The organism is Pseudoalteromonas sp. T1lg21 (assembly GCF_002964625.1).
GTDB classification, from domain to species: Bacteria; Pseudomonadota; Gammaproteobacteria; order Enterobacterales; family Alteromonadaceae; genus Pseudoalteromonas; species Pseudoalteromonas gelatinilytica.
This window is the reverse complement of the sequence record NZ_PQBX01000080.1, coordinates 1-23,223: the sequence shown is the minus strand read 5'-3', so window position 1 is coordinate 23,223 and position 23,223 is coordinate 1. Positions and strand designations below refer to the sequence as shown.

General features: G+C 42.4%; 21 protein-coding genes. 8 read left to right on the top strand and 13 right to left on the bottom strand.

Translation table 11 applies throughout. The features are described 5' to 3' along the window. The first annotated feature begins 9 nt into the window (after positions 1–9). Both hslU and C2M25_RS21140 read left to right on the top strand, forming a co-directional pair. Positions 10–1,338 (top strand): HslU--HslV peptidase ATPase subunit, encoded by a 1,329-nt coding sequence (hslU, locus tag C2M25_RS21145; RefSeq protein ID WP_063699943.1) that lies wholly within the window; start codon positions 10–12, stop codon positions 1,336–1,338. A gap of 76 nt (positions 1,339–1,414) precedes the next feature. Beyond that, entirely contained in the window at positions 1,415–1,789 is a 375-nt protein-coding gene (locus C2M25_RS21140) for a gamma-butyrobetaine hydroxylase-like domain-containing protein (protein ID WP_105174969.1), read from the top strand. Between the two features lie 94 nt (positions 1,790–1,883). On the opposite strand, the gene C2M25_RS21135 is transcribed toward C2M25_RS21140, so the two are convergent. The 3 genes from C2M25_RS21135 to C2M25_RS21125 form a co-directional block, all read right to left on the bottom strand. Then, positions 1,884–3,764, bottom strand: a complete 1,881-nt coding sequence (locus C2M25_RS21135) for a methyl-accepting chemotaxis protein (protein ID WP_105182072.1) — start codon at positions 3,762–3,764, stop codon at positions 1,884–1,886. 106 nt (positions 3,765–3,870) lie between these two features. Next, positions 3,871–4,920: an MJ1255/VC2487 family glycosyltransferase gene (locus tag C2M25_RS21130; protein ID WP_063699949.1), complete on the bottom strand. Its 1,050-nt coding sequence runs from the start codon at positions 4,918–4,920 to the stop codon at positions 3,871–3,873. Next, entirely contained in the window at positions 4,917–5,453 is a 537-nt protein-coding gene (locus tag C2M25_RS21125; RefSeq protein ID WP_063699951.1) for a phosphatase PAP2 family protein, read from the bottom strand. The genes C2M25_RS21130 and C2M25_RS21125 overlap by 4 nt, the downstream gene beginning before the upstream one ends. Positions 5,454–5,665: 212 nt before the next feature. On the opposite strand from C2M25_RS21125, the gene rraA reads away from it, so the two are divergent. Further along, entirely contained in the window at positions 5,666–6,163 is a 498-nt protein-coding gene (gene rraA / locus C2M25_RS21120) for a ribonuclease E activity regulator RraA (protein ID WP_054552822.1), read from the top strand. Positions 6,164–6,168: 5 nt separating this feature from the next. Then, the gene (locus C2M25_RS21115) at positions 6,169–7,218 is read left to right on the top strand and encodes a formimidoylglutamase (protein ID WP_105182071.1); all 1,050 of its coding nucleotides are present in this window, start codon (positions 6,169–6,171) and stop codon (positions 7,216–7,218) included. 220 nt (positions 7,219–7,438) lie between these two features. Here the strand turns inward: C2M25_RS21115 and C2M25_RS21110 are convergent, their stop codons facing one another. Together C2M25_RS21110 and hutI are read right to left on the bottom strand one after the other, a co-directional pair. Beyond that, positions 7,439–9,121 (bottom strand): GGDEF domain-containing phosphodiesterase, encoded by a 1,683-nt coding sequence (locus C2M25_RS21110; protein ID WP_171038290.1) that lies wholly within the window; start codon positions 9,119–9,121, stop codon positions 7,439–7,441. Between the two features lie 121 nt (positions 9,122–9,242). Further along, on the bottom strand, positions 9,243–10,484 hold the full coding sequence (gene hutI / locus C2M25_RS21105) for an imidazolonepropionase (protein WP_105174975.1): 1,242 nt from the start codon (positions 10,482–10,484) through the stop codon (positions 9,243–9,245). Between the two features lie 142 nt (positions 10,485–10,626). Here hutI and hutC point away from each other — a divergent pair, with 142 nt between their 5' ends. Then, a complete protein-coding gene (gene hutC / locus C2M25_RS21100; RefSeq protein WP_105182070.1) occupies positions 10,627–11,334 on the top strand; it encodes a histidine utilization repressor in 708 nt (235 codons plus the stop codon). Here hutC and C2M25_RS21095 read toward each other — a convergent pair whose 3' ends face one another. After that, on the bottom strand, positions 11,335–12,105 hold the full coding sequence (locus tag C2M25_RS21095) for an NADP-binding protein (protein WP_105182069.1): 771 nt from the start codon (positions 12,103–12,105) through the stop codon (positions 11,335–11,337). 123 nt (positions 12,106–12,228) lie between these two features. On the opposite strand from C2M25_RS21095, the gene C2M25_RS21090 reads away from it, so the two are divergent. Then, positions 12,229–14,253: a methyl-accepting chemotaxis protein gene (locus C2M25_RS21090; RefSeq protein WP_105182068.1), complete on the top strand. Its 2,025-nt coding sequence runs from the start codon at positions 12,229–12,231 to the stop codon at positions 14,251–14,253. Here C2M25_RS21090 and C2M25_RS21085 read toward each other — a convergent pair. The 3 genes from C2M25_RS21085 to C2M25_RS21070 form a co-directional block, all read right to left on the bottom strand. Next, the gene (locus tag C2M25_RS21085) at positions 14,238–14,447 is read right to left on the bottom strand and encodes a hypothetical protein (RefSeq protein ID WP_058583864.1); all 210 of its coding nucleotides are present in this window, start codon (positions 14,445–14,447) and stop codon (positions 14,238–14,240) included. The two genes, C2M25_RS21090 and C2M25_RS21085, sit on opposite strands and share 16 nt — an antisense overlap. A 254-nt stretch (positions 14,448–14,701) precedes the next feature. Then, complete coding sequence (locus C2M25_RS21075) at positions 14,702–14,860, bottom strand: YqaE/Pmp3 family membrane protein (protein ID WP_064971745.1); 159 nt, start codon at positions 14,858–14,860, stop codon at positions 14,702–14,704. Between the two features lie 57 nt (positions 14,861–14,917). Further along, the gene (locus tag C2M25_RS21070; RefSeq protein ID WP_105174978.1) at positions 14,918–15,484 is read right to left on the bottom strand and encodes a BON domain-containing protein; all 567 of its coding nucleotides are present in this window, start codon (positions 15,482–15,484) and stop codon (positions 14,918–14,920) included. Between the two features lie 329 nt (positions 15,485–15,813). Between C2M25_RS21070 and C2M25_RS21065 the strand changes: the two genes are divergently transcribed. Beyond that, the gene (locus C2M25_RS21065) at positions 15,814–16,473 is read left to right on the top strand and encodes a LiaF domain-containing protein (protein WP_063699976.1); all 660 of its coding nucleotides are present in this window, start codon (positions 15,814–15,816) and stop codon (positions 16,471–16,473) included. Positions 16,474–16,795: 322 nt separating this feature from the next. Here the strand turns inward: C2M25_RS21065 and C2M25_RS21060 are convergent, their stop codons facing one another. Both C2M25_RS21060 and pmbA read right to left on the bottom strand, forming a co-directional pair. Beyond that, positions 16,796–17,212 (bottom strand): VOC family protein, encoded by a 417-nt coding sequence (locus C2M25_RS21060; protein ID WP_105182067.1) that lies wholly within the window; start codon positions 17,210–17,212, stop codon positions 16,796–16,798. A 129-nt stretch (positions 17,213–17,341) separates the two neighbouring features. Next, positions 17,342–18,679: a metalloprotease PmbA gene (pmbA, locus tag C2M25_RS21055; protein ID WP_063699980.1), complete on the bottom strand. Its 1,338-nt coding sequence runs from the start codon at positions 18,677–18,679 to the stop codon at positions 17,342–17,344. A 138-nt stretch (positions 18,680–18,817) separates the two neighbouring features. Between pmbA and yjgA the strand changes: the two genes are divergently transcribed. Next, a complete protein-coding gene (gene yjgA, locus C2M25_RS21050) occupies positions 18,818–19,339 on the top strand; it encodes a ribosome biogenesis factor YjgA (RefSeq protein ID WP_063700007.1) in 522 nt (173 codons plus the stop codon). A 197-nt stretch (positions 19,340–19,536) separates the two neighbouring features. Here yjgA and C2M25_RS21045 read toward each other — a convergent pair whose 3' ends face one another. Both C2M25_RS21045 and C2M25_RS21040 read right to left on the bottom strand, forming a co-directional pair. After that, on the bottom strand, positions 19,537–19,983 hold the full coding sequence (locus tag C2M25_RS21045; RefSeq protein WP_105182066.1) for an REP-associated tyrosine transposase: 447 nt from the start codon (positions 19,981–19,983) through the stop codon (positions 19,537–19,539). Between the two features lie 720 nt (positions 19,984–20,703). After that, positions 20,704–22,776, bottom strand: a complete 2,073-nt coding sequence (locus C2M25_RS21040; protein WP_105182065.1) for a M13 family metallopeptidase — start codon at positions 22,774–22,776, stop codon at positions 20,704–20,706. Between the last annotated feature and the right edge of the window lie 447 nt (positions 22,777–23,223).

The following is a 23,223-nucleotide window of genomic DNA, read 5'->3' as shown; positions in this document are numbered from 1 at the left end:
GGAACTGCCATGTCTGAGATGACACCAAGAGAAATCGTTCACGAGCTAGATCAACACATTATTGGCCAAGCTAAAGCTAAAAAAGCAGTTTCAATCGCGCTACGTAATCGCTGGCGCCGTATGCAACTAAGCGACGAGCTACGCGCCGAAGTAACACCAAAAAACATTTTAATGATTGGTCCTACTGGTGTGGGTAAAACAGAAATTGCTCGTCGCCTTGCAAAACTTGCTAATGCGCCTTTCATTAAAGTTGAAGCAACAAAGTTCACTGAAGTGGGCTATGTTGGTAAAGAAGTTGAGACTATCATTCGTGATTTAGTTGATATCTCAATTAAAATGACTCGTGAACAGCAAACCAAAAAATTTAAACACCGCGCTGAAGAAGCGGCAGAAGAGCGTATTCTAGATGCCCTTTTACCACCAGCACGCGATACATTTGGTGAGTCAAAAACAGAAGAGAACTCTTCAACTCGTCAAACATTCCGTAAAAAATTACGTGAAGGCCAATTAGACGATAAAGAAATCGATATCGATGTTGCACAAGCTCAACCTAATGTCGAGATCATGGCTCCGCCTGGAATGGAAGAAATGACCAACCAGCTACAGAGCATGTTCCAAAACATGGGTGGCGATAAGCGCAGCAAGCGAAAGCTAAAGATCAAAGAAGCCTTCAAACTATTAGTTGAAGAAGAAGCAGCAAAACTTGTTAACCCTGAAGAGTTAAAAGAGCAAGCTATCTTCGCTGTAGAACAAAACGGTATCGTGTTTATCGATGAGATCGATAAAATCTGTAAACGTGGTGAAGCGTCTGGTCCAGATGTGAGCCGCGAAGGTGTTCAGCGCGACTTACTACCATTAATCGAAGGCTCAACAGTGAGCACTAAACACGGTATGGTTAAAACAGATCACATGTTGTTTATTGCATCTGGCGCATTCCAAATGGCAAAACCATCAGACATGATCCCTGAGCTGCAAGGTCGTTTACCAATTCGCGTTGAGCTTGAAGCACTTACTGCTGATGACTTTAAGCGTATCTTAACAGAGCCTCATGCTTCATTAACTGAGCAACAACGTGAGCTGTTAAAAACAGAACAAGTTGACGTTGAGTTCACCGATGATGCAATTGAACGTATCGCAAAAGCGGCTTGGCAAGTAAATGAAAAAACCGAAAACATCGGTGCACGTCGTTTACATACAGTGATGGAAAAACTAATGGAAGAAATTTCATTTGATGCCTCAGAAAAAGCAGGCACAACACTGACTATTGATGCCAACTACGTTGAACAGCACTTAGGTGCCCTTGTTGAAGATGAAGACTTAAGTCGCTTCATTCTTTAATCAACAAATTAGCGTTATACTAAAAAGCCTCCAATTGGAGGCTTTTTAGTATATAAATCGTGGATTCGAGGCTCACATGAAAGAAGTCACTAAAGTGCATTATCACAGCGTTAGTAAAGTATTAGATGTTCATTTTGATGATCAGGCTATTGCCCAATTTAGTGCTGAATTTTTGCGTGTTCACTCACCGTCTGCAGAAGTGCAAGGTCATGGTAATGAACCAATGAAACTCGTACTTGGTAAGCAACACGTAGGAATTAGCAAGATTGAGCCGGTTGGTCATTATGCAATTCGATTAGTGTTTAGCGATAATCATAATAGTGGCTTATTCAGCTGGCACTATTTAAGTGAGCTGCAAGCTAACCATGATGAGCTTTGGCAGCAATACCAAACAAGAGTCTCAGAGCACGAAGCAAGCAAAGACAGCGTGCCTATTAAGTTTGTGCCTTAATATCTTGTCGCGGTGTACACACCCAAGCAACAAAAAAAGCGCGATGACGAAATCGTCACCGCGCTCTATTTATATATAAAGTATCAAGTAATTATTAAACTTTAAACTTATCGATTGCCTGATAGAGCACACGTGCTTGCTCAGACACCTCTTCGCTGGTTTGTGCATTGGTTGCCGCGTGACCCGATGCTTCTTGCGCAATATCACGAATACGTACCACGTTTTTATTCACCTCAGAAGCCACCTGGCTTTGCTCATCAATCGCTGTGGCAATGTGGGTGCTCATATCCATAATGGTTTGTACATCTTCGGTGATTGAGCGAAGCAGTTCACCCGCTTTACTTGCCTGTGCCGCACTTTCACCACCTTGCGTACGACATTGCTGCATAATACTCACTACTTCTTGCGTACGGCCTTGTAAGGTCGAAATAATGCTCTCAATCTCTTGCGTTGAATCTTGGGTACGCTGCGCAAGTGAGCGAACTTCATCTGCTACTACCGCAAAGCCACGGCCTTGTTCACCGGCGCGCGCCGCTTCAATGGCTGCATTAAGTGCAAGTAAGTTTGTTTGCTCAGCAATGCCACGAATAACATCAAGGACAGAGCCAATGGTTTCAGCGTCTTTTTCTAACTGCGACACCACACTTGACGCATTACCCAGTGACTCTGATAAGTGATTAATTTGTACTACCGTTGATTCAACCTCAGAACGACCTTGCTGCGCACTTAAGTTAGTCGACTCGGCTTTTTTCGCTGCAGCTTCAGTATTGTGCGAGATATCTTGAATCGTTGCCTGCATTTCGGTGGCTGCTGTGGCAACCATATCCGCTTCGTGAAGCTGCTCTTGCATACCAGAGCTAGTTGCTGCAGTCGTTTCTGATAGATGCTCTGTTGCCACGTTAAGTGTACTTAGCGCCGTATTTACTTCATAAATCAGTTTTTTGAAATCACTGATCAAGCTATTAAAGTCGATCGTCATGGTGGTGATTTCATCTTTACCCGATTGAGTAATCGACATGCTTAAATCATTATTGCGACGAATCTCGTTAATCGTGTGGTATACACGCTCGATAGGCTGAATAATTGAACGGCTGGTAAAGTACACCAACAACATTACAATGATACTTGCAATAATGAACACAGCTAGCGCAATCATTTGTGCACGCGATGCACTTGATTCAACAAACGCTTTTGTTTGTGTAGTCAGCTCTGTAACAATAGCATCACTCATTTCGACACTACGTTTCATTTCACCCAGCGCACCAGATTCTAAATTAAGCCCCAATGCCACTTGCGCATCAACTAAGGCTTTAAATTTACTTTGATAAGTCGCAAGCAAACTAAGTAACTGGTTTTCGTAACTTGCATCGAAGCCAGCACTTTTGATCTCTGATTGAAAGTTTGTGACTAGCTCATCAAACTTGCCCATATACTTTAAGTCAAAGCGCAGCATAAAGTCTTTTTCTGCTCGGCGAAGCTGTAGCATTAAGGTCAATAATTTATAGTTTTCGCGCTCACTTAATAATGTTTCTACTTGATGCACCGCACCACGTAAATCGCCGTATAAGGCATCTTTTGGATGTAAACCAATTTTCTTTTGTAGTACCACAACCTCATTGAAGTCATCGTAATAAGTTTTCGCAAGGCGTCTAAATTCATTTAGCTTCGATGAATCCATCGACAAATCTTTCACTAACTCGTCTAGTCGCGCCATTTTATTTTTTAGCTGCGAATACTCTTTCTCAAAAAGCTCTAGGCTGTCGACATCTTTGTAAAACAAAAAGTTTTTTTCATGTTTACGCATTGCAAGTTCATGAATGTCGAGCTCCTCCGCATTTTGAATTGTTTCATTGAGCTTTAGCATCATGCGCGACTCAAGGATAATTACACATAGCATCACAATCATTGCAAGACCAACAACGAGCGCGTTTAACTGCAAACGTCGCTTTATAGTTAAGTTTTGTAATACATTCATTCAAAGTGCCCTATAGAAACATGCATTTAAAAGTATAGCTAAACTATTTAAAGCAGCTAATAAAAAGTGGTTAAACTTGCCGCGCATTTTCCAATATAAGGTACTTTTAAACAATCAGTTTTTGTTCTAAATCAACCTGTTGCCATAGGTGTTTATGCAATTTATCCAGCTTTTCCCATTGCTTTTTTTGCAACCAATCAACCAAAGGTGCTGGATCGCTCGGAAAATTCAGTTTTTTGTTCTGTGGCGATTGCAACCAATCATCCATCGCATTAGGGTTTAAATAGCTCATGACATGAGCTGCTCCCATCGACAATAGCGTCTGCGCATTAATTCCCTGCTCAAATTGCTTACCAAGCGGTTTTAGTAAAAGTTTTTTACCAAGCTGCAATGCTTCACTCGCAAGTTCAAATCCAGCATTGCCAATTACACCACCGGCATTAGCGAGATCATTTAAAAAGCCAACGCGTGAAGGTGCTCGAAGGTGAATATTTCCGATTGAGCAATCCTGCGCATCTGGGTGATAACAGTAAAACTCTCGTTCAGGAAAATCTTTTAAATACTCAACCACACTGTCTAGATTCTCAAAAGGTAGATACACCAACACCTTATTTTCGACCATTACCGGGTTATCATGATGATGGTTTGCAATAAATGGCGGAATAATGTTTTCTGCATAAGGCTGCCAATGCACCCCCAAATAAACACTCGCTGGCGCATAATTACGGATCAGCGCACGGCGAAAGAAAGCTCGGCCAAACATTGGTACTTTATCAGATAAAAATGCTGCTTGATGGCTCATACCAATAACAGGGATACCTTGCTGTTTAGCTGCCCACGCGGTAATTGGCTCAAAGTCATTAAACACCAAGTCATAGTGACGTAAATCAAGGTTTTTTATATCTTTAATCAACTGTAGTGGGCGCGCATTCTTTAACGTTTTAAAGCTATCAACTTGCCCCGATTTGCTTGTAAACGACAAGCCTCGAAAAGCCCGGTAATCGGCAAAGTCATCCATATCAAAGTAGTCTTGCTCTTTACGACCCGAAAACACATAGTCAACATCGACTCCCAATGCTTTAAAAGTCGTTGCCATCACGCGTGCCCGAGTTATATGTCCATTACCCGTGCCTTGAATACCGTACAAAATTCTCATATAGATTCCACCACCATCACTGCTAATACCGCACAACTTGATCCCATCACTGCGCCAATCACTACATCAGCGGGATAATGCACACCAATAATCACCCTTGAAGCCGCCACCCCAGATGCCCACATCAACCACAGCACAGCAAATTCAGGAAAGTACATAGTCAAAATAGTCGCCACCACAAACGCTCCTGCACTATGCCCCGACGGTAAGCTAAACTGATCGCTCGGCACTAAATAAGCACCTTGCACTAAGCAGTCGCAAGGTCTAACCCGCGCGATGCGCTTTTTAGCGAGAAAGTAAATAGGCCGCTCAATGGCAAATCCCACCAAAATACTCATCGCCAGTTGTTGGAAATGCAGCTGCTCGGTAAACCACCAAAAACCAAGAAACAACACCACGTAAAGTCCACCATCACCGCTTTTAGATAACCCAAGCGCTGATCTTCTGAGCCAAATTGGCGAAGCGTCGTTGAACACGCTTAAAAACAGCTGTTCATCGACTTTGGCCAATTTAGTAAGTATGTTGTTTGCCATGGTGAGCTCCTTGTCATACTTTGCGTCTAATTTTTATACTTATCTCAGCTTAGGTGCTAAAAATAACAATTAGGTGACGCTTTTGAGACACTAATGTTGCGGTAACGAAATTCCTTTGATTTAAACCAATAATCCGCTATTAAGTCGTTGTTATTGAGTTGTATCAGGGTATACTGAGTACTAAACAGACAGTCTCTTTAGAGGATGAAAAAATGGATTACAGCACTTCTGATTTATGCGACCACTTTGCAGATGTGGTTGATGTGCTCGAACCTATGTTTATCAATTTTGGTGGACGCCCAAGCTTTAGTGGTCGAGTAAAAACCGTTAAATGTTTTGAAAATAACGAGCTGATCCGCGAAATTTTATCAACTGATGGCACCGATAGCGTGTTATTGATTGACGGTGGTGGTTCAACCCGACGTGCCCTAATTGATATTGAGCTGGCTGAAATCGCATTAGAAAACAACTGGCAAGGCATTATCGTTTACGGTGCCATTCGCCATGTTGATGAGCTTGAAGAACTAGACTTAGGCATTCAAGCAATTGCCTCTATTCCTGTTGCTGCCGATAGCGAAGGCGCAGGTGAAGATGGCATTGGCGTTAACTTCGCAGGCGTTTCTTTCTTTGATGACGACTTTGTTTACGCTGATAGCACCGGTATTATATTATCTGCTGAAGAATTAGAGTTAGAAATAATAGAAGACTAATCTCGGTGACAAACTACCTTAAAATTTATGATGAAGCGGCGGTAAAGCACTTATGTGTCCGCCGCGCTAACGAACTCAAAGCTTGGCAAGCCCTTGCCCTTCTCGACACTCAAGTTAACGCTCCACAAGCACTCATCGATGCAAAACAATTCGGTATTCGCTATGTCTTAGTCGGCGTATGTGAAGATATTGGTCCTCGCGCTAACTTAGGTAACGGTGGCTCAGGGCAAGCGTGGCAGGCATTTTTAAAGCGCTTTTTAAACCAAACGCATAACCAGTTTTTAAATCATGAGCGTGTGTTATTACTCGGCGAAGTGGCCCTTGATGACTTAAACCAACAAGCCGCTGACCTTGATAATAAAAACGACGTTGATTTAGCCAAACTCCGTGAATTATGCGCTGATATAGACACCCGCGTTGAGCAAGTGCTTGCGATGATTTTTGCAGCTGGTCTTGAGCCAATTGTAATCGGTGGCGGCCATAACAACTGCTTAGGTATTTTGCGTGCCCTTAGTAAGCAACATGGTAAACCAGTCAACGCAATCAACTTAGACCCTCATGCTGATTTTAGAGAGTGTGAAGGGCGTCATAGTGGCAATGGCTTTAGATATGCGTACAGCGAGAATCACCTTGCTGATTACCATGTAATGGGTTTACACGAATTTAAAAATAACCAAGCGATTATGGATGCCCTGACAAACGCAAACTTCACGTTTGATAGTTACCAAGATATTCAAGTACGTCGCAAAGTCGATTTATCTTCAGCATGTAAACACGCATTAGCTCAGTTTGATAATGCGCCGCTTGGAGTCGAAGTAGACCTAGACAGCATTTCATTAATGCCGGTAAGTGCTTACACCAACTGTGGCTTTAGTGTGAGTGATGCAGAACACTTTGTGCATTTAGCTGCCAGCCAAACAACGGCTCGCTACCTTCATTTATGCGAAGGCGCCCCGTCACAACACCCGGTAGGCATAGATGCAGGCATGAACGACGCAGGCCAAATAATCACCGCCCTAGTGAATGCGTATTTGCAGGCGAGAGAGGATAGTTAGAAAATTAGAAAGTTAGAAAATTAGAAAGTTAGAAAATTAGAAAGTTAGAAAGTTAGAAAGTTAGAAAGTTAGAAAGTTAGAAAGAGTAAAGTTAGAAAGAGTAAAGTTAGAAAGAGTAAAGTTAGAAAGAGTAAACTCTAAACAGCCCACCATCTTAGTCAAGCCGTTCGCTAACTTTACTCTTTCCCCTAGCAACTCGCTAACTGTCAATATGACAGCGCTAACTTTCCCCCTGATGCTCTAACCGCCACTGTTTTAACCACGACATCATGCCTACGCTGCTAAGCGGGTAATTAAAGTAATAACCCTGGGCGGCGTAGGTGTTCAACGATTTAACAAACTTAAGTTGCTCTAGGGTTTCTACCCCTTCACAAATCACCTTGGCATTATTTTGATTATGCATATCCACCATGCCAGAGACTAGGCTTCGCACTTGGCTTTGATGTGCAAAATCAGCAGTTAGTGAAGCAGCCACTTTGATATACTCAACATTAAGATTAGGCAGCTTAGCAAGCCAAATAGGCGTGTCACCAAAGCCATCAATACACAGCTTAATACCAATGCTATTTAGCCTTGCGACCATGGCTTTACCTTGGTCATCTAAGCTCATAAATAAATCGAGCGGGCATTCAATAATTAAATCACCCGGCTCTAAGCGGTGCTCAGTCATAATGCGATCGACAAATTCAATAAACTCTTCGTGCAGCATTTCTGGGCCAAACACATTAATACTTAGAGGCAATTCAATGCCTTCCATACGTAGCGCCATGGCAAGCTCAGCAGCCCGCTCAATAACATACGCAGCAACAGGGTAACTTAGGCCAGCAACACGAATATCATCAATAAATTTGTTCGCCGAAAGAATGCCTTGTTTAGGATGCTGCCAACGTAACAGCAATTCTAAAAATTCAATTTGCTCGTCGCTATTACGAATAACCGGCTGAAAATAAAGCTCAAGTTCGCTGGCAAAATCGAGGTGAGCTAATTCGCGCAGGCGTGCTTGCTGTTCTAATTGCTCGATCATCATTTGCGGATGATAAGGCACAATAGCTCGCTCAGGGTTTGAATCAAGGGCAAGGTTGGCAAATGAAATCAGGTTCTCGAAGCTATACTCTGGTTCGTCACAGTTCACATAACTGGCGCGTACTTTAACTTCAATCGTACAATTAGCAACGTTGAATGGCTTTAATGTTACTTGCCTAATTTGGCTTATCAGCTGCTCATGAAGATGCTTTTGCTCTTCAAGCGAGCAAATAAAAGCAAAGTTTAAGCCCCCTAAATGTGCCAGCTTTTCAGCCTTTCCAGCAGAACTTGGCATGCTAAGCACAGCATCAACACTGAGTTGCTGTTTAATACGTGTTGCCGATTGCGCTAATAATAAATCCCCAAAGTCACGACCAATATGCTGGTTAACATCGTTAAAACCTTCAAGGCGGATCATCACTAACGCGCAGTTTGCTGAGTGTTCTTCGCTCCAAGCAACAAACGTATTTTTTAGCGCATTACGATCCGGTAAGCCAGTGAGAGGAGTGGCATCTAAGTCATCATTATGGAGCGGCTCAATTTCAACCTGCTCTTCATCCTCTGGCTCTTCATAATTGAAAAAACCTGAAACAGATAAAATAACTACTGAAAACACAAGCCAATATAAAGCGTTGTCGAGTAATAGATGGGCAGAGTATAAAACCGCAAACGAAATAGCGGCGGCGACACTCAATATTATGGCAAGCCAATTTGTGGTGCGAAATGCTTGCCATAAATGAAAGCATAAACTTAAAGCGAGTAAAATAACTAGCCAAGGTAAGCCTAAGCTTAAAATTGCTAAACCTAATACGCCATTAACGACTAGGCTTAGCCTTAAAATTGGGTTACGGGTTACGCATAAGGCACAGATCATTGCCATAAAAACGCTACCAGCTAAAAACACTGGCACAACATCACTTGTTAAATTTACGAGTTGGGTGCTGCTACTCGCTAAACTAAAAATCAATGACATGTAATCCAAACTGCGTAATAAAACTTATCTAACTAAGTCTACCCAAAATCCACAGATTTAACAGTTTATTTACGCCGAATTGGTAACTTAATTGTGCTGGGTGGGATATTTGCCAATGAGCAATATCAGCTCGAGCCCCTACTTTTAACACGCCACGATCGTCAAGACCCAAGGCACCCGCAGCGTTTCGTGTTACACCAGCTAACGCCTGCTCTGGTGTCATACGGAAAATAGTGCATGCCATATTCATCATTAAGTGCAATGAACATAATGGTGAAGTGCCAGGGTTAAAGTCAGTTGAAATGGCGATCGGAACTTGGTACTGCTGGAGTAGCTCGATTGGCGGATATTTTGTTTCGCGTAAAAAGTAAAATGCACCCGGTAACAATACCGCTGCAGTGCCCGCTTTGGCCATTGCTTGAATGCCAGCTTCATCTAAGTGTTCAATATGATCCGCAGATAAGCCATTAAACTCTGCAACAAGCTCTGCACCATGTTGATTAGATAGCTGCTCAGCGTGCAACTTAACCGGTAAGTTGTGCTTTTTAGCCGCTTCAAACACTCGGCGAGTTTGCTCGTTGCTAAAGCCAACGTTTTCACAAAAAGCATCAACTGCATCAGCTAAATCAGCTTCAACAACACGGTCAAGCATTTCACCGCAAACAAGCTCTATGTATTCATCGCTACGGCCTTTATATTCTGGTGGTAATGCATGGGCACCTAAAAACGTGGTTTTAACATCAACCGGGTGATTTTCACCGAGTAAACGAGCCACTTCGAGTAGCTTAATTTCGTTTTCGCAATCAAGACCATAGCCAGATTTAATCTCTACCGTCGTCACGCCTTCTGCGTATAACGCATTTAAACGCTCTTTTGCACTGACAAATAAGCTTTCGTGATCAGCTTCGCGGGTTGCACGCACGGTGCTTGCTATGCCGCCACCATTAGCAGCGATTTGCTCATAGCTCACACCTTGTAAACGCTGCTCAAATTCTTCTGCGCGGCTACCGGCAAATACTAAGTGAGTGTGACAATCAATCAACCCGGGGGTTAACCACTGCCCTTTTGCAGACACGGTAGGCGTTGCTAGCGCATCAAACTTTGGTAAATCGGTTTGTGCACCTAACCAGGCAATTTTGCCATCTTTAACGGCAATTGCTGCATTTTCAATGGCGCCGTATGGTGCATCAACAGCAGGATCCATTGTGGCGATATTGGCATCTGTGATCACTAAATCCCAGAGCGCTTGGTCATTGTTGGTTGTGTGCATTTTTCACCTATTTTGATGCTTGCAAAAGACTCAACGAGAGCCTAGATTTTAATTTGCTTAAAGTTTATCAACTCGTCTTGTATATACAAGGAAATTATGTCACCTTGTAACACACTGTTAACTTATAAATAAACTTTTCATAATGAGCGTCCCTAAGTTTGCGCAAATAAAAGAATTCATTCTGGAAAATATTCAATCGGGAGAATGGCAAGAAAACGACCGCGTCCCTTCTGAAAACGAACTCACCAGCCAATTTCAAGTTAGCCGTATGACAGCAAGGCGCGCGCTATGTGAATTAACCGATGCCGGAATTTTAACTCGCAGCCAAGGCCAAGGTACTTTTGTTGCCAGCTTCAAATCACAATCATCATTATTAGAAATCAAAAACATTGCCGATGAAGTTAAGGCACGAAACAGTGATTACAGTTGTACAATTTTAGTAATGGAATCTATTCGCGCAATCGCCCCCATCGCAATTGCTTTGGGTGTCGAAGTCGACAGCCACGTTTATCGAAGTGTGATTGTGCACAATGAAAACGAGCAACCTTTGCAGGTTGAGGAGCGTTTTGTGAACCCTGCTCTTGCTAAAGATTACTTACAACAAGATTTTCACAGCCTAACACCCCATGAATACTTATCGCAAAATGCCCCGCTCACCGAGGCTCGCCACACGGTCGAAGCGATCATGCCCAACCAAGAAATGTGTGAATGGCTCAACCTTTACAACGAAGAGCCATGCTTACAAGTGATCCGCCGAACGTGGTCATCGCAAGGTATAGTAAGCTTTGCGCGCTTAGTCTCGCCGGGTAGTAAATACCGACTGGGTGGCCACCTTACTTTTAAAAAGTAGTTAAATAGGCGCTTGATAACGAAAACTCAGTGACTCAATCGCCGAGCCATCAATGATACGTTCGCCTTTATCATGGTTGGTAAAAGTGGGTGGTTGATTACCCTGCTCAGTGCATTTTTGCTGGTAGTAATCCGCTTTTATTGGATGTGCCGGATTTACCACATTATAAATGCTGCTCGCGCTAGACCAATTTTCGAGTACAGAAAAAATCGCCGCTATCACGTCTTGCTGCTGTACCATGTTCACCACTTGCTGACTTGAACTAGACAGCTCTTTACCAGCAACAAACTTTCCTGGATCGCGCCCAGGCCCGACTAAACCTGCCAAACGCAATACTTTACCACCGGCACTTAGCACTAACTGCTCAGCATCAAATAGCTGTTGTTGACGTGCTGATTGGCAATTAATTGCTGTGCTTTCGTCGTAATGACCATTATCAGCAGGGTAAACACCTGTCGAAGAACATAAAATAAAGCCTTTACACTTTAGCTGCTTGGCAAGCTCAAGCCCTGCTTGCAGAGTGGCTAAATAATTACTTTCTGAGCTGCGACTACGCGGTGGAATTGCACACACCCACCATGCCTCTTCAAGCGATACATCATGTACAAGCTCATCGCTAAGAAACGCAAACTGACGCTGAAAATCATGTTCGTGCTCGCGACTACGGTGCGTGCCTTGCACTTGCCATGCTAATTCTTTTGCCTTAATACAAAGAGCTTGGCCGAGCCAACCTGCGCCTAACACTACTATTTTGTTATCACTAACAGCCATTTAGTAACTTACCTTATGTATTATGTAATATTTTATTAATAACCATCGCTTTGCAGTGTAGCGATTTGGGTGCAAATATGATTAGATAGGTAACTCTACCCGATAATAAAAACACGTGCACCTATGTTAAATAACCTCTCTTTACGTAAAAAAATATTACTACTCATCGGCGGGACGATAAGTGTACTACTGATCATCGCGTCTAGTTTTTTTGTTAGCCATATTGCTGATCTATCGCGCCAAGCTATTCAACGCGAAGCCGACAGCTATTTACAGAGTGAGCGACTTTCAATGCAAGGTTACTTTGCCAAATACGGTAAAGTAGTACAAACCTTCGTGACAAATCCGCATTTAGTGAATTGGTTCGACAACTGGACTAAACGTGACCAAAGCCTTGATAACCAGCCTGGATACGACAGCGTTAATCAAGATTTTGTCCGTATCAGTGGCAACGATGACAACATCTTATCTGCCTTCTTTGCATCTGCAACAACAGGTGAGTATTTCAAAGAAAACGAGCGTACCACTCATTACAACGGCCAACCTTACTACGCATATAAACGTGGTTGGTGGCAAGACGCTTTAAAGATCAACAAACTCTATGTAGGCCCAATTTCTGTGGATTTAACAACAGGTAATGCCTCTGCAGTTGTACAACAACCTGTTTATAAACAAAACAAGCTTGTTGGCTTTGGTGGTGTTGATTTACAGCTTAATAATATCAACGACATGGTTGAAGCTATTCGCTTTAATGGCCAAGGCTTTGGTTTCTTGCTTGATGGCAACCAAAAGGTTGTGCATTTTTCTAAACGCACTGGCCACAAGCTGTCTGTGACTGACGAAGGTCCGAATGGCAAAGAAGGTTTAGATGCCCTCGAAAAACAATTTAGCGACACTTCAGGCTTTAGCGAATTAAACCGCGCGATGAAAAGCCAAAAAGATGGTAGTAGCTTTGTGACTTTCAAAGGTGAGCAATATTACGTTGTATACAACCGCCTTGAATTAGAAACCCCTTACCTTGATTGGTACGTGGGTATTTTAATACCAACCAGTATGATTGATGAGCCAGTAAACGATGCGGTGATGACAACCACAACCTCAGTGATCATCATTATCGCGATTATCATTGCGATGATCTTCTGGGCCACGCAAATGATCACCAAGCCACTGACTAAACTGACTTACATCATGCGTGATATCGCATCAGGTGATGGCGATTTAACACAAAAAATCGAAATCAAGAGTCATGACGAAGTTGGTCAACTTGCTCATCACATGAACACCTTCATCGATAAATTGCGCGCGATGATGCTTAATACTGCCGCGCAGGCTGAGCAACTAAGCCAAGCTGCGAGTCAGTTGAAAATTGTTTCGCAAAAAACGAACGATGAAATTCAGCAAGAAAAGCAACAAGTTGACAGTGTGAGTGCGGCTGTAACCGAAATGGCTTCTACGGTGATGGAAATCTCGCGTAATGCCCAGCACACTAATAATGCCGCTGAAGAAGTACAAACTATTACTGCAGATGGCACTAAACGCTCGACTCAAGCTCAGTCAGTAATGACCGCTCTGGCGAGTCACATCGGTGAAGCATCTAAAGTCGTTGCGGGTCTTGAGCAAGAAAGTGGCAATATCGGCGCGGTGGTTGATGTTATCAACTCAATCGCTGAGCAAACCAACTTACTCGCACTAAACGCGGCGATAGAAGCTGCCCGTGCAGGTGAGCAAGGCCGAGGCTTCGCAGTTGTTGCCGACGAAGTTCGTTCACTGGCAAGCAGAACGCAAGAATCTACTGATGATATTCGCAATATGATCAGCCGTTTACAGCAAATTGCTCAACAAGCATCAACCATGATGCAACAAGGTCAAGAACGTGCTGAAGGCTCAGTTGAGCAAACACAAATTGTATTGCAAGCTCTACAAGATATCGCGCAATCAGTGACAAATGTGCAAGATCAAAGTCATCAAATTGCGACTTCGACAGAACAGCAAACTGTGGTTGCAGAAGATATCAACAATAGCTTGGCAGCGATTAATCACTTAGTGAATAGCACTGCGGATCATGCCCATGAATTGGCGGATGAAGCACGTGATTTGAATGAATTAGCTGCGTCTTTAAATAAGACTGTTAATCAATTTAAGTTATAAAGATAAATTGCTGAAGTAGTTAAAAACCCGATGTCACCTGAAGATGACATCGGGTTTTTATCGTCAGCCTTCCCTGTTAATCGTGGCGCAACCGCTTTCGCGTGTTCCATAAATTCGTGCCACTGTTGCTTGTTCCATAAAGCAACTCCTTTGTCGGTCAATCCTTGTGTTGGTTGCGTTTGTACTTGTTCCATATAGTCCCCTCCTTACGCTAGCTTCATCCTGTTTGGCTCCCAGCCTAAGCTTATTCCTTGCTGTCATTTCCGTTCACTTTATCCATAAAGCGTTGCCATTGTGCGCTACTCCATAACGCCTTGTTACTTCCTTGTTGTCCTTTGTGCTTAGCTACATTGTCCATACTGTAAACTCCTTGCGGTTTATCGTCCGTTACTCCTACAGCCCTTCCTTGCTGTGCTCCATTACCCATCCTTGCTAATTAATGCGGTGATTATCGCTTAGCGATGATATACACAGCATGAATCAAACCTGGAATGTACCCTAATAAGGTTAAAAGAATATTAATCCAGAACTGCGCACCTAAACCTACCTGTAAAAATACGCCGAGAGGTGGAATTAAAACCGATAAAATAATACGTATTAAATCCATGACTCACTCCTTGAAAAAGATAAGCCCAGCCAAAGCTGGGCTATATAGGGCTTGCTATTATTCAGCGACAATCGTTAATTCATCGATTACTTTGCGAACATCTTCAGCATTTTCAGCAATGCTGATTGCTAATTGCTTTTCTGCATCAGACTCAACAGTACCTTTCAGTGTTACTACACCGTTGTCGGTATCAACATCGATATCGGTACCACCCACTTCTGAGTTAAATAAATAACGTGTTGTGATTACAGTACTTATTTTTGCATCGGTTAAATCGCTTTCGGCTGAATCAGCTTTATCTGCTTTCATCTTCTTAGCCTTCATGTTTTTAACAACCGTTAGTTTGTTATCTACAGAGCTAACGCCATCTAGGCTAAGAACCAGCTCTTCAGCAAGCTCTTTATCTAATTCGCTATCAACTTTACCTGTTAATACAACCTTGCCATTCGTTACATCAGTGTTGATATCAAAGTTGTTAAGGTTTGTGTTCATAAGAAGCACAGTTTCTGCCTTACCATCAATCCAAGCATCTTTACTTTCATTTTCCCAGCTGCTTGCCTGAGCTGACATGCTAGTTGCACCAATTACTAAAGCGGCAATCATAGATTTGTTAAAAGTGTTCATAATCTTTCTCCTTTTGATTAAAGACAGTTTTACTAATGCGACTATGATGCCAATTATTTATTTCATATTTTTCAGTTAGTTAAAAGCTTATTCAGCGGTGATTTATATTCATTTCGGTAAAGATTTACAAGCTGCTCGGTAAGATGTTCACAATGTTGCAAAAATAACCATTTAGTTGCTGATTTTATTAATCTGTGGTTAATTTAACGAAGTTGCTAATTCAGCTAAAAACACAACAAACTGATTTATAAAGAAATAAACTTTGGCCTAAGCTTTGCACATAACGAATAACAGAAAAATCACTTTGATAATCACAACAGGGAACTACCATGGCCGTTAAACTTGAAGATCGCCCAATCGATCAAGTAAGAGAAGAAGTTATTGATCAACTCATTTATAACTACAGTCATGCTGTTATTTCAGCTGAAGCATTTGAACGCCGCCTAGACCAAGCAATGGCGGCCACCAGCAACGAAGTACTCGTTGAGCTTGTTGCTGATTTAGATCTGAAAGCAGATATTGACTACAAATCGCAAAAGCATGCGCAATTTAAACCTCACTACAGCCATAGCAGCGACAACGAGAGCCTGCAGCTTCGAAGCATTTTGGGTTCAAATGAGCGTAGCGGCCAATGGGTGGTACCAAAAGAAATTCACCTTACAAACTGCTTAGGTTCAATCGAACTCGACTTTAGCGAAGCGATTTTCCAACATCAGCATGTCACCATTTATGTGAACTGTATTTTAGGTAGCGACGAAATCTACGTGCCAGAACATGTCAATGTGGTATCTAAACTATTTAGTGTGATTGGCAGCGTAGAAAACAAATCAGTTGCCTTAAATAAAGGCCAAGGCCCAACCATCACCATTGAAGGTAATGTATGGCTAGGCTCAGTTGAGATCAAAGTAAAACGCACCATGAAAGAAAAGTTCATCAGCTTTGCCAACAGCCTAAAAGCCAGTTGGAAAGAAATGAATAAGGTGCAGTAAAGGTGCTAGGTGCTAGGTGCTAGGTGCTAGTTATCGTAGCCGCAGTTTTACATCGTGCAATATAATAAGATAACGCGCGAAATAAATTTCACGCCTACATCAACCGTAGGCGTCACGCTTGCTTGGCGCGTCTTACATACAACGCTATTCCATCAACCTATGTCTGACCCATAAACAACACAGCTCGGCTCAAAACTGACAACTGAAAGCTGATGGCTCCTTAAATTTTCGGCACTAAAGTACCTCCTACGAGGCAGGCCTTTGGTAAAGACCCACAAACAACACTGTTCAACTTAAAACTTACAGCTTATGGCTTAAAGCTTCACTGGTCATTATTCCTCTCACTCGGGATATCACTAAAATACTCTACAAACTCAACTTCAAAGCCTGCGGGGTCGATGAAATATACATTTTTACGATATGGGTTTTCTGGGCCGTGTTTATCAATTTCATAACCAGCTGAAACCAGACGCTCAACTACAGCATTAATGTCGTTTGTCACATAGGCAAAATGAGCCAGGCCCACTTGGTGACCGGCTAAATCACGGTTTTCAGCTTCACCGTTATCGCTTAATGCAAGGTATTGGTAATCATCACCAAAGTGCAGCCATTTACGCGGTTTGCCTGACCATGTGCTATCACCTTGGCTACGCACACGCCAATGTGGGAATGCGGCTTTATAAAAGTGCAGCATGGCATCAACATTACTTACAACAAGGTTTACGTGCTCTAAATACATGGTAGTTTTCCTTTTTATTTTTAAACTGCCACCAAGATAAAACCTCAAGTTAAGTTTAGGTAAAGCGTTTTTTCAAATAAAAAAGCCCCACAAACGTGAGGCTTTAAAAATTGAGTAGTTATTGATGAATCAACTACCTGCAACCTGCATTTGTTCAATCAATACAGAGCCTGTTTGAATACCACCGCGACGCTCGATGTCGCCACCTAAGCCTACTACCGCTTTAAACATGTCTTTTAAGTTACCAGCAATCGTGATTTCACTGACTGGGTATTGGATTTCACCATTTTCAACCCAGAAGCCAGCTGCGCCACGTGAGTAATCACCGGTTACGGTGTTCACACCTTGGCCCATAAGCTCAGTTACTAATAAACCTGTGCCCATAGTTTTTAATAGCGCTTTTAAATCGGCATGAGTTTGTTCAACTAGCCAGTTATGAATACCACCAGCATGACCTGTTGGTGTCATCGATAGTTTGCGTGCCGCGTAGCTAGCTAATAGATAAGTTTGCAGCTCACCACCTTGAATAATTTCACGGTCTACAGTTTTTAAACCTTCAGCATCAAACGGCGAAGACGCTAAACCTCTTAATAAATGCGGGCGCTCAGAGATATTCACGCAATCGCTAAATACTTTAGTCCCTAAGCTATCAAGCAAGAAGCTCGATTTACGATAAAGCGCGCCACCACCAATCGCCGACACTAAATGGCCAAACAATGAGTTAGCAATATCTGCTCTAAAGATTACAGGCACTTTCATAGTACCTAGCTTTTGGCTATTAAGCTTAGCTAAGGTTTCGGTTGCGGCTTCAAGACCCACTTTTGCAGCGTCATTTAAATCATCTTTATGGCGCGCTACGGTATAGGCTGAATCGCGCTGCATTTGCTCGCCATCTTTACCAATCACCATAGTGCTAATGCTATGACGCGTACGTGGGTAACCTGCAATCATGCCATGGCTGTTACCATAAACACGTAGACCTTGGTGAGAAGAAAAACTCGCACCGTCTGAATTTACAATACGCTCATCAGCGTTTAATGCCGCCTGCTCTGCTTGATGACAAAGCTCAATACCTTGCTCTGGGCTTACTTCCCACGGGTGGTATAAATCTAAATCAAGCGGTGCAAACTCAAGCAACTCTTTATCAGCGATACCGTTAAATGGGTCGTCAGAAGTGAACTTAGCAATATCAATGGCTTTTTCGACCACTGTACGTAATGTTTTAGGGTTTAGGTCTGCCGTTGAAGCAGAACCTTTGTTATTACCCACATAAACACTGATACCTAAGCCACCGTCCTGGTTAAACTCTATTGTTTCAACTTCGCCCATACGCGTGCTGACAGACAAACCTGATGTGCTCGACATCGCCGCTTCTGCTGCTGTTGCACCGAGCTTTTTTGCATGCTCAAGCACTTCGCTTACTGCGTCTTTCACTTCAGAAATGTGTTGATAAATAGGATCTTTCATCTTGTGTGTCCTAGGTTCTGATATTTTTTTATAGTGTAACGAATGCTATCACACTGCGAGACCTGCATCAGCTAATATTAATCATTAACTAAATGACGTATAATAGCGAATAGTTAAGTTTACTGAATGAGCATCCTTATGGCGAAGAAGAAAAAGCCACTTATCGAAGAAGAAATTATTTACGTATCAAAAAGCGAATTAAAACGTGAAGCCATGCAATATCATGGTCTGGGTGCTGAAATCGCGAAAATGCCGAAAAAGCAACGCGATCGTTTACCACTCAATCACGATTTAAAAGAAGCCCTTGTTGTTTCTGATAAGGTGAGTGACAAAAGCGATGCATATCGTCGTAACCTAAACTACATAGCAAAAGTATTACGTACCACAGAAAACGTTGATGAAATTCAAGCGATGATCGACATCATGCTTAACAAAAACAACCAAGCGGATGTTTTGTTGAACAAGATTGAAATGCTGCGTGATGATTTGATCAAACAAGGTGACGACCTGATCAATTCAACAATTGATCAATACCCTTCTCTTGAACGCCAAAAAATGCGCCAATTAGTGCGTAGCGCCGCAAAAGAAGTGCAAGCAGAAAAGCCTGCCAAAGCTTACAAAGAGTTATTCCAGTATCTTAAAGATGCGATTATGGTTTAATTTCTTCGCGCGAAATAAATTTCACGCCTACCGCAACCGTAGGCGTCACGCTTGCTTGGCGCGTCTTAAACATCACACAACACAAAACCAACGCGCGAAATAAATTTCACGCCTACATCAATCGTAGGCGTCACGCTTGCTTGGCGCGTCTTAAACACCACACAACACGCAACCACCGCGTGAAATAAAATTCACGCCTACAACCAAATACAATTCCAAAACGGGTAATCGCCAACGTGCTTAACTAATTTTGCGCGTAGAGGGTTTGCGACTAGATATCGAGCTTGATGTATTAGGTCATTTTCATCTCTGATTTGATGATCATAAAAGTTACTTTGCCAAACCACGACTTTCCGCCCTTTTCTCTTACGAATAGACATGGATACCTTGCTTTTATACAGCTTAATTACTGTTGATAAGTTTTGCTGAGGGCGAAGTTGAAATACCCAATGTAAATGGTCAGGCATGAGGACAAAGCAGATTGTCTCTACTTTATCTTCTAAATAGTAAATTGCTTTAGCAGCATCAACTGCATATTGGTAGTTGGCAAATATAGGTACTCGATTCTCACAACAAAGAGTTACTGAATAATAGCAATTTGAATGTGAGGTACGCCCTTTAAGTCTCTTCCTTGACGAAAACATAAACCTATCAATCCTGAAGGTAAAACCTGATCTTAGAACTAAATAATGCACCTAGCCAATTTACACCAAAAATGCTTGAACCTCGCAATACAAAAATATCGCGCGAAATAAATTTCACGCCTACATCAATCGTAGGCGTCACGCTTGCTTGGCGCGTCTTAAACACCACTCAATACATAACCATCGCGCGAAATAAATTTCACGCCTACATCAATCGTATGCGTCACGCTTGCTTGGCGCGTCTTAAACACCACTCAATATAAAAACATCGCGCGAAATAAATTTCACGCCTACATCAATCGTAGGCGTCACGCTTGCTTGGCGCGTCTTAAACACCACACAATACAAACACATCGCGCGAAATAAATTTCGCGCCTACATCAATCGTATGCGTCACGCTTGCTTGGCGCGTCTTAAACACCACTCAATACAAAAACATCGCGCGAAATAAATTTCACGCCTACATCAATCGTAGGCGTCACGCTTGCTTGGCGCGTCTTAAACACCACACAATACAAATACATCGCGCGAAATAAATTTCACGCCTACATCAATCGTAGGCGTCACGCTTGCTTGGCGCGTCTTAAACACCACTCAATACAAACACATCGCGCGAAATAAATTTCACGCCTACATCAAATGTCGACTGAAAGCTGACAGCTCCTAAAACAAAAAAGGCTCTGAGCATTCACTCAGAGCCTTTTTTAAATCGATAATCAATTACCAGATTTTTACGCGATCTTCTGGTTTGATATACATTTTGTCGCCTTCTTTCACATCAAACGCCTGATAGAATTCTGGCATGTTTGAAAGAATACCGATTACACGGTAGTGGCTTGGTGAATGAGGGTCTGTCATTAGGCGGTTACGTAACTCTTCGTCACGGTATTTACGACGCCAAATTTGCGACCAACCCATGAAGAAACGCTGATCACCTGTGTAACCATCAATGATAGGCGCTTTTTCATCACCAAGTGATAATTGATAAGCAGTATAAGCAACTGTTAAGCCGCCTAAGTCACCAATGTTTTCACCTAATGTAAGCTGACCATTTACCGTTGCATCTTCAAATGGTTTGTACTCGTTATACTGAGCAACTAACTGACCTGTGCGCTCTTCAAACTGTTTAAGGTCTGAGTCGCTCCACCAGTTACGTAAGTTACCGTCACCATCGTACTTCGCACCTTGGTCATCAAAGCCGTGACCTAATTCGTGACCGATTACCGCACCGATTGCACCGTAGTTAACAGCATCATCAGCTTCTAGGTTGAAGAATGGCGGTTGTAAGATAGCCGCTGGGAATACGATTTCGTTGTTCACAGGGTTGTAGTAAGCGTTTACTGTTTGTGGTGTCATGTGCCACTCAGAACGGTCAACTGGCTTTCCTAGTTTTGCGGTCATATCTGCATATTCCCACTCGCTGTGGCGAATGTAGTTACCTACTAAGTCGTCACCTTTAACTTCAAGTGCAGAATAGTCTTTCCATTTATCTGGGTAACCGATTTTTGGCGTGAACTTATCAAGTTTCTCTTTAGCCGCGATTTTTGTTTCTGGGCTCATCCACTCAAGGTTTTCAATGGCAACTGCATAACCTTTGATTACGTTATCAACTAACTCTTCCATACGCGCTTTCGCTTCAGGTGGGAAGTTGTCTTTAACGTATACTTTACCTAGCATTTCACCTAATACACCGTTCGATGCATCAACCGCTTTTTTCCAAAGAGGTGATTGCTCTGTTACACCGCGAAGTGTGGTGCTGTAGAAATCAAAGTTAAGGTCGACTAGCTCTTTATTTAATAATGCAGCGTAGTTGCTAACAAAGTGGAACTTAAGGTAGTTCTGCCAAGTTGCTAAATCTGTATCGCTGTAGATACCCGCGAATTTTTCTAGGTAGCTAGGTTGGCGAATGATGACATCTTCAGTTTTGATACCTGATGCATCAAGGTAAGCTGCAAAGTCGAACTCACCTGTAAGTTTGTTAGCATCTGCAACGCTCATCTTGTTGTAAGATTTAGTTGCATCACGGCTTTCTACACGGCTCCACTGCGCATCGGCAATGCTTGTTTCAAGCGCAATGATATCTTTAGCTGCTGCTTCAGCATCAGCGACACCCGCTTTGCTTAAGATAGCTGTTACGTATGCTTGGTAAGCTTCACGGATTTTTGTGAATTTCTCTTCATCTTTTAGGTAGTAATCACGATCTGGTAAACCTAAACCAGACTGATAAACATACATCGCGTTTTCGCTAGAGTTTTTCGCGTCGTTGTTTACGTACCAACCAAACGGTAGGCTACCGCCTTTAATGCGAAGTTCAGCCATTAAAGCAACTAAATCAGACTTGTTCTTAACTGCATCAACACTTTCTAGTACTGGTGATAATGGCTTGATACCTGCCGCTTCACGACCTGCTTCGTCCATGTAGCTGTTGTAAAATGCAGCTAATTTAGCTTCATCAGAACCCGGCTTAACATTAGTGTTTGCCGCCGCTTTTTCTAATACTTCTTTCATCGCTTTTTGCGAATCATCGTAAAGCTGAGTGAATGAACCGTAGTTTGATTTATCACCTGGAATTTCTGTTTTCTCTAACCATTCGCCGTTTACGTGATAGTAAAAGTCATCTTGTGCGCGAACAGATTTGTCCATGTTCGCCAGTTCAATACCTGAATTTAAAGGTGCTTTTGCTTCAGTTACGGCCGCAGTTGCTGGTGCTTTAGTTTCTTGTTCTTTTTCACCACAACCAACAAGACCGAGGGCTAGTGCAATACTTGCCGCGGTAAGTGTTACTTTTTTCATGGGAGTCCCGTACTAATTATTTTTTGATGTATTTATCGAAAAACTAGCAAACCTAATTAATCATTAGTTTTTCGCTTTCTCCATAATAAACCTCTCGAGCAAAACAATAAAACCGAATATGTAACAATTCTTATCAAAACAAGATGAGTCGCATTTTTGAGCGATGGGAGGGGGAGATTAAGTGGTTAGTGGTTAGTGGTTAGTGGTTAGTGGTTAGTGGTTAGTGGTTAGTGGTTAGTGGTTAGTGGTTAGTGGTTAGTGGTTAGTGGTTAGTGGTTAGAACAAAGTAAAATACAATTCATGTGTAGCAAGTTCTTTGTTTAATTACACAAAAAATAAAACCACCCTCTCGATCTGTGATCTGACCCCGATAAAGTAGACACGGGGTTTAATTAAATTGTTCGTACTGCATGGGACTTTTATACCCTAGGGTGCCATGCCTTCTTA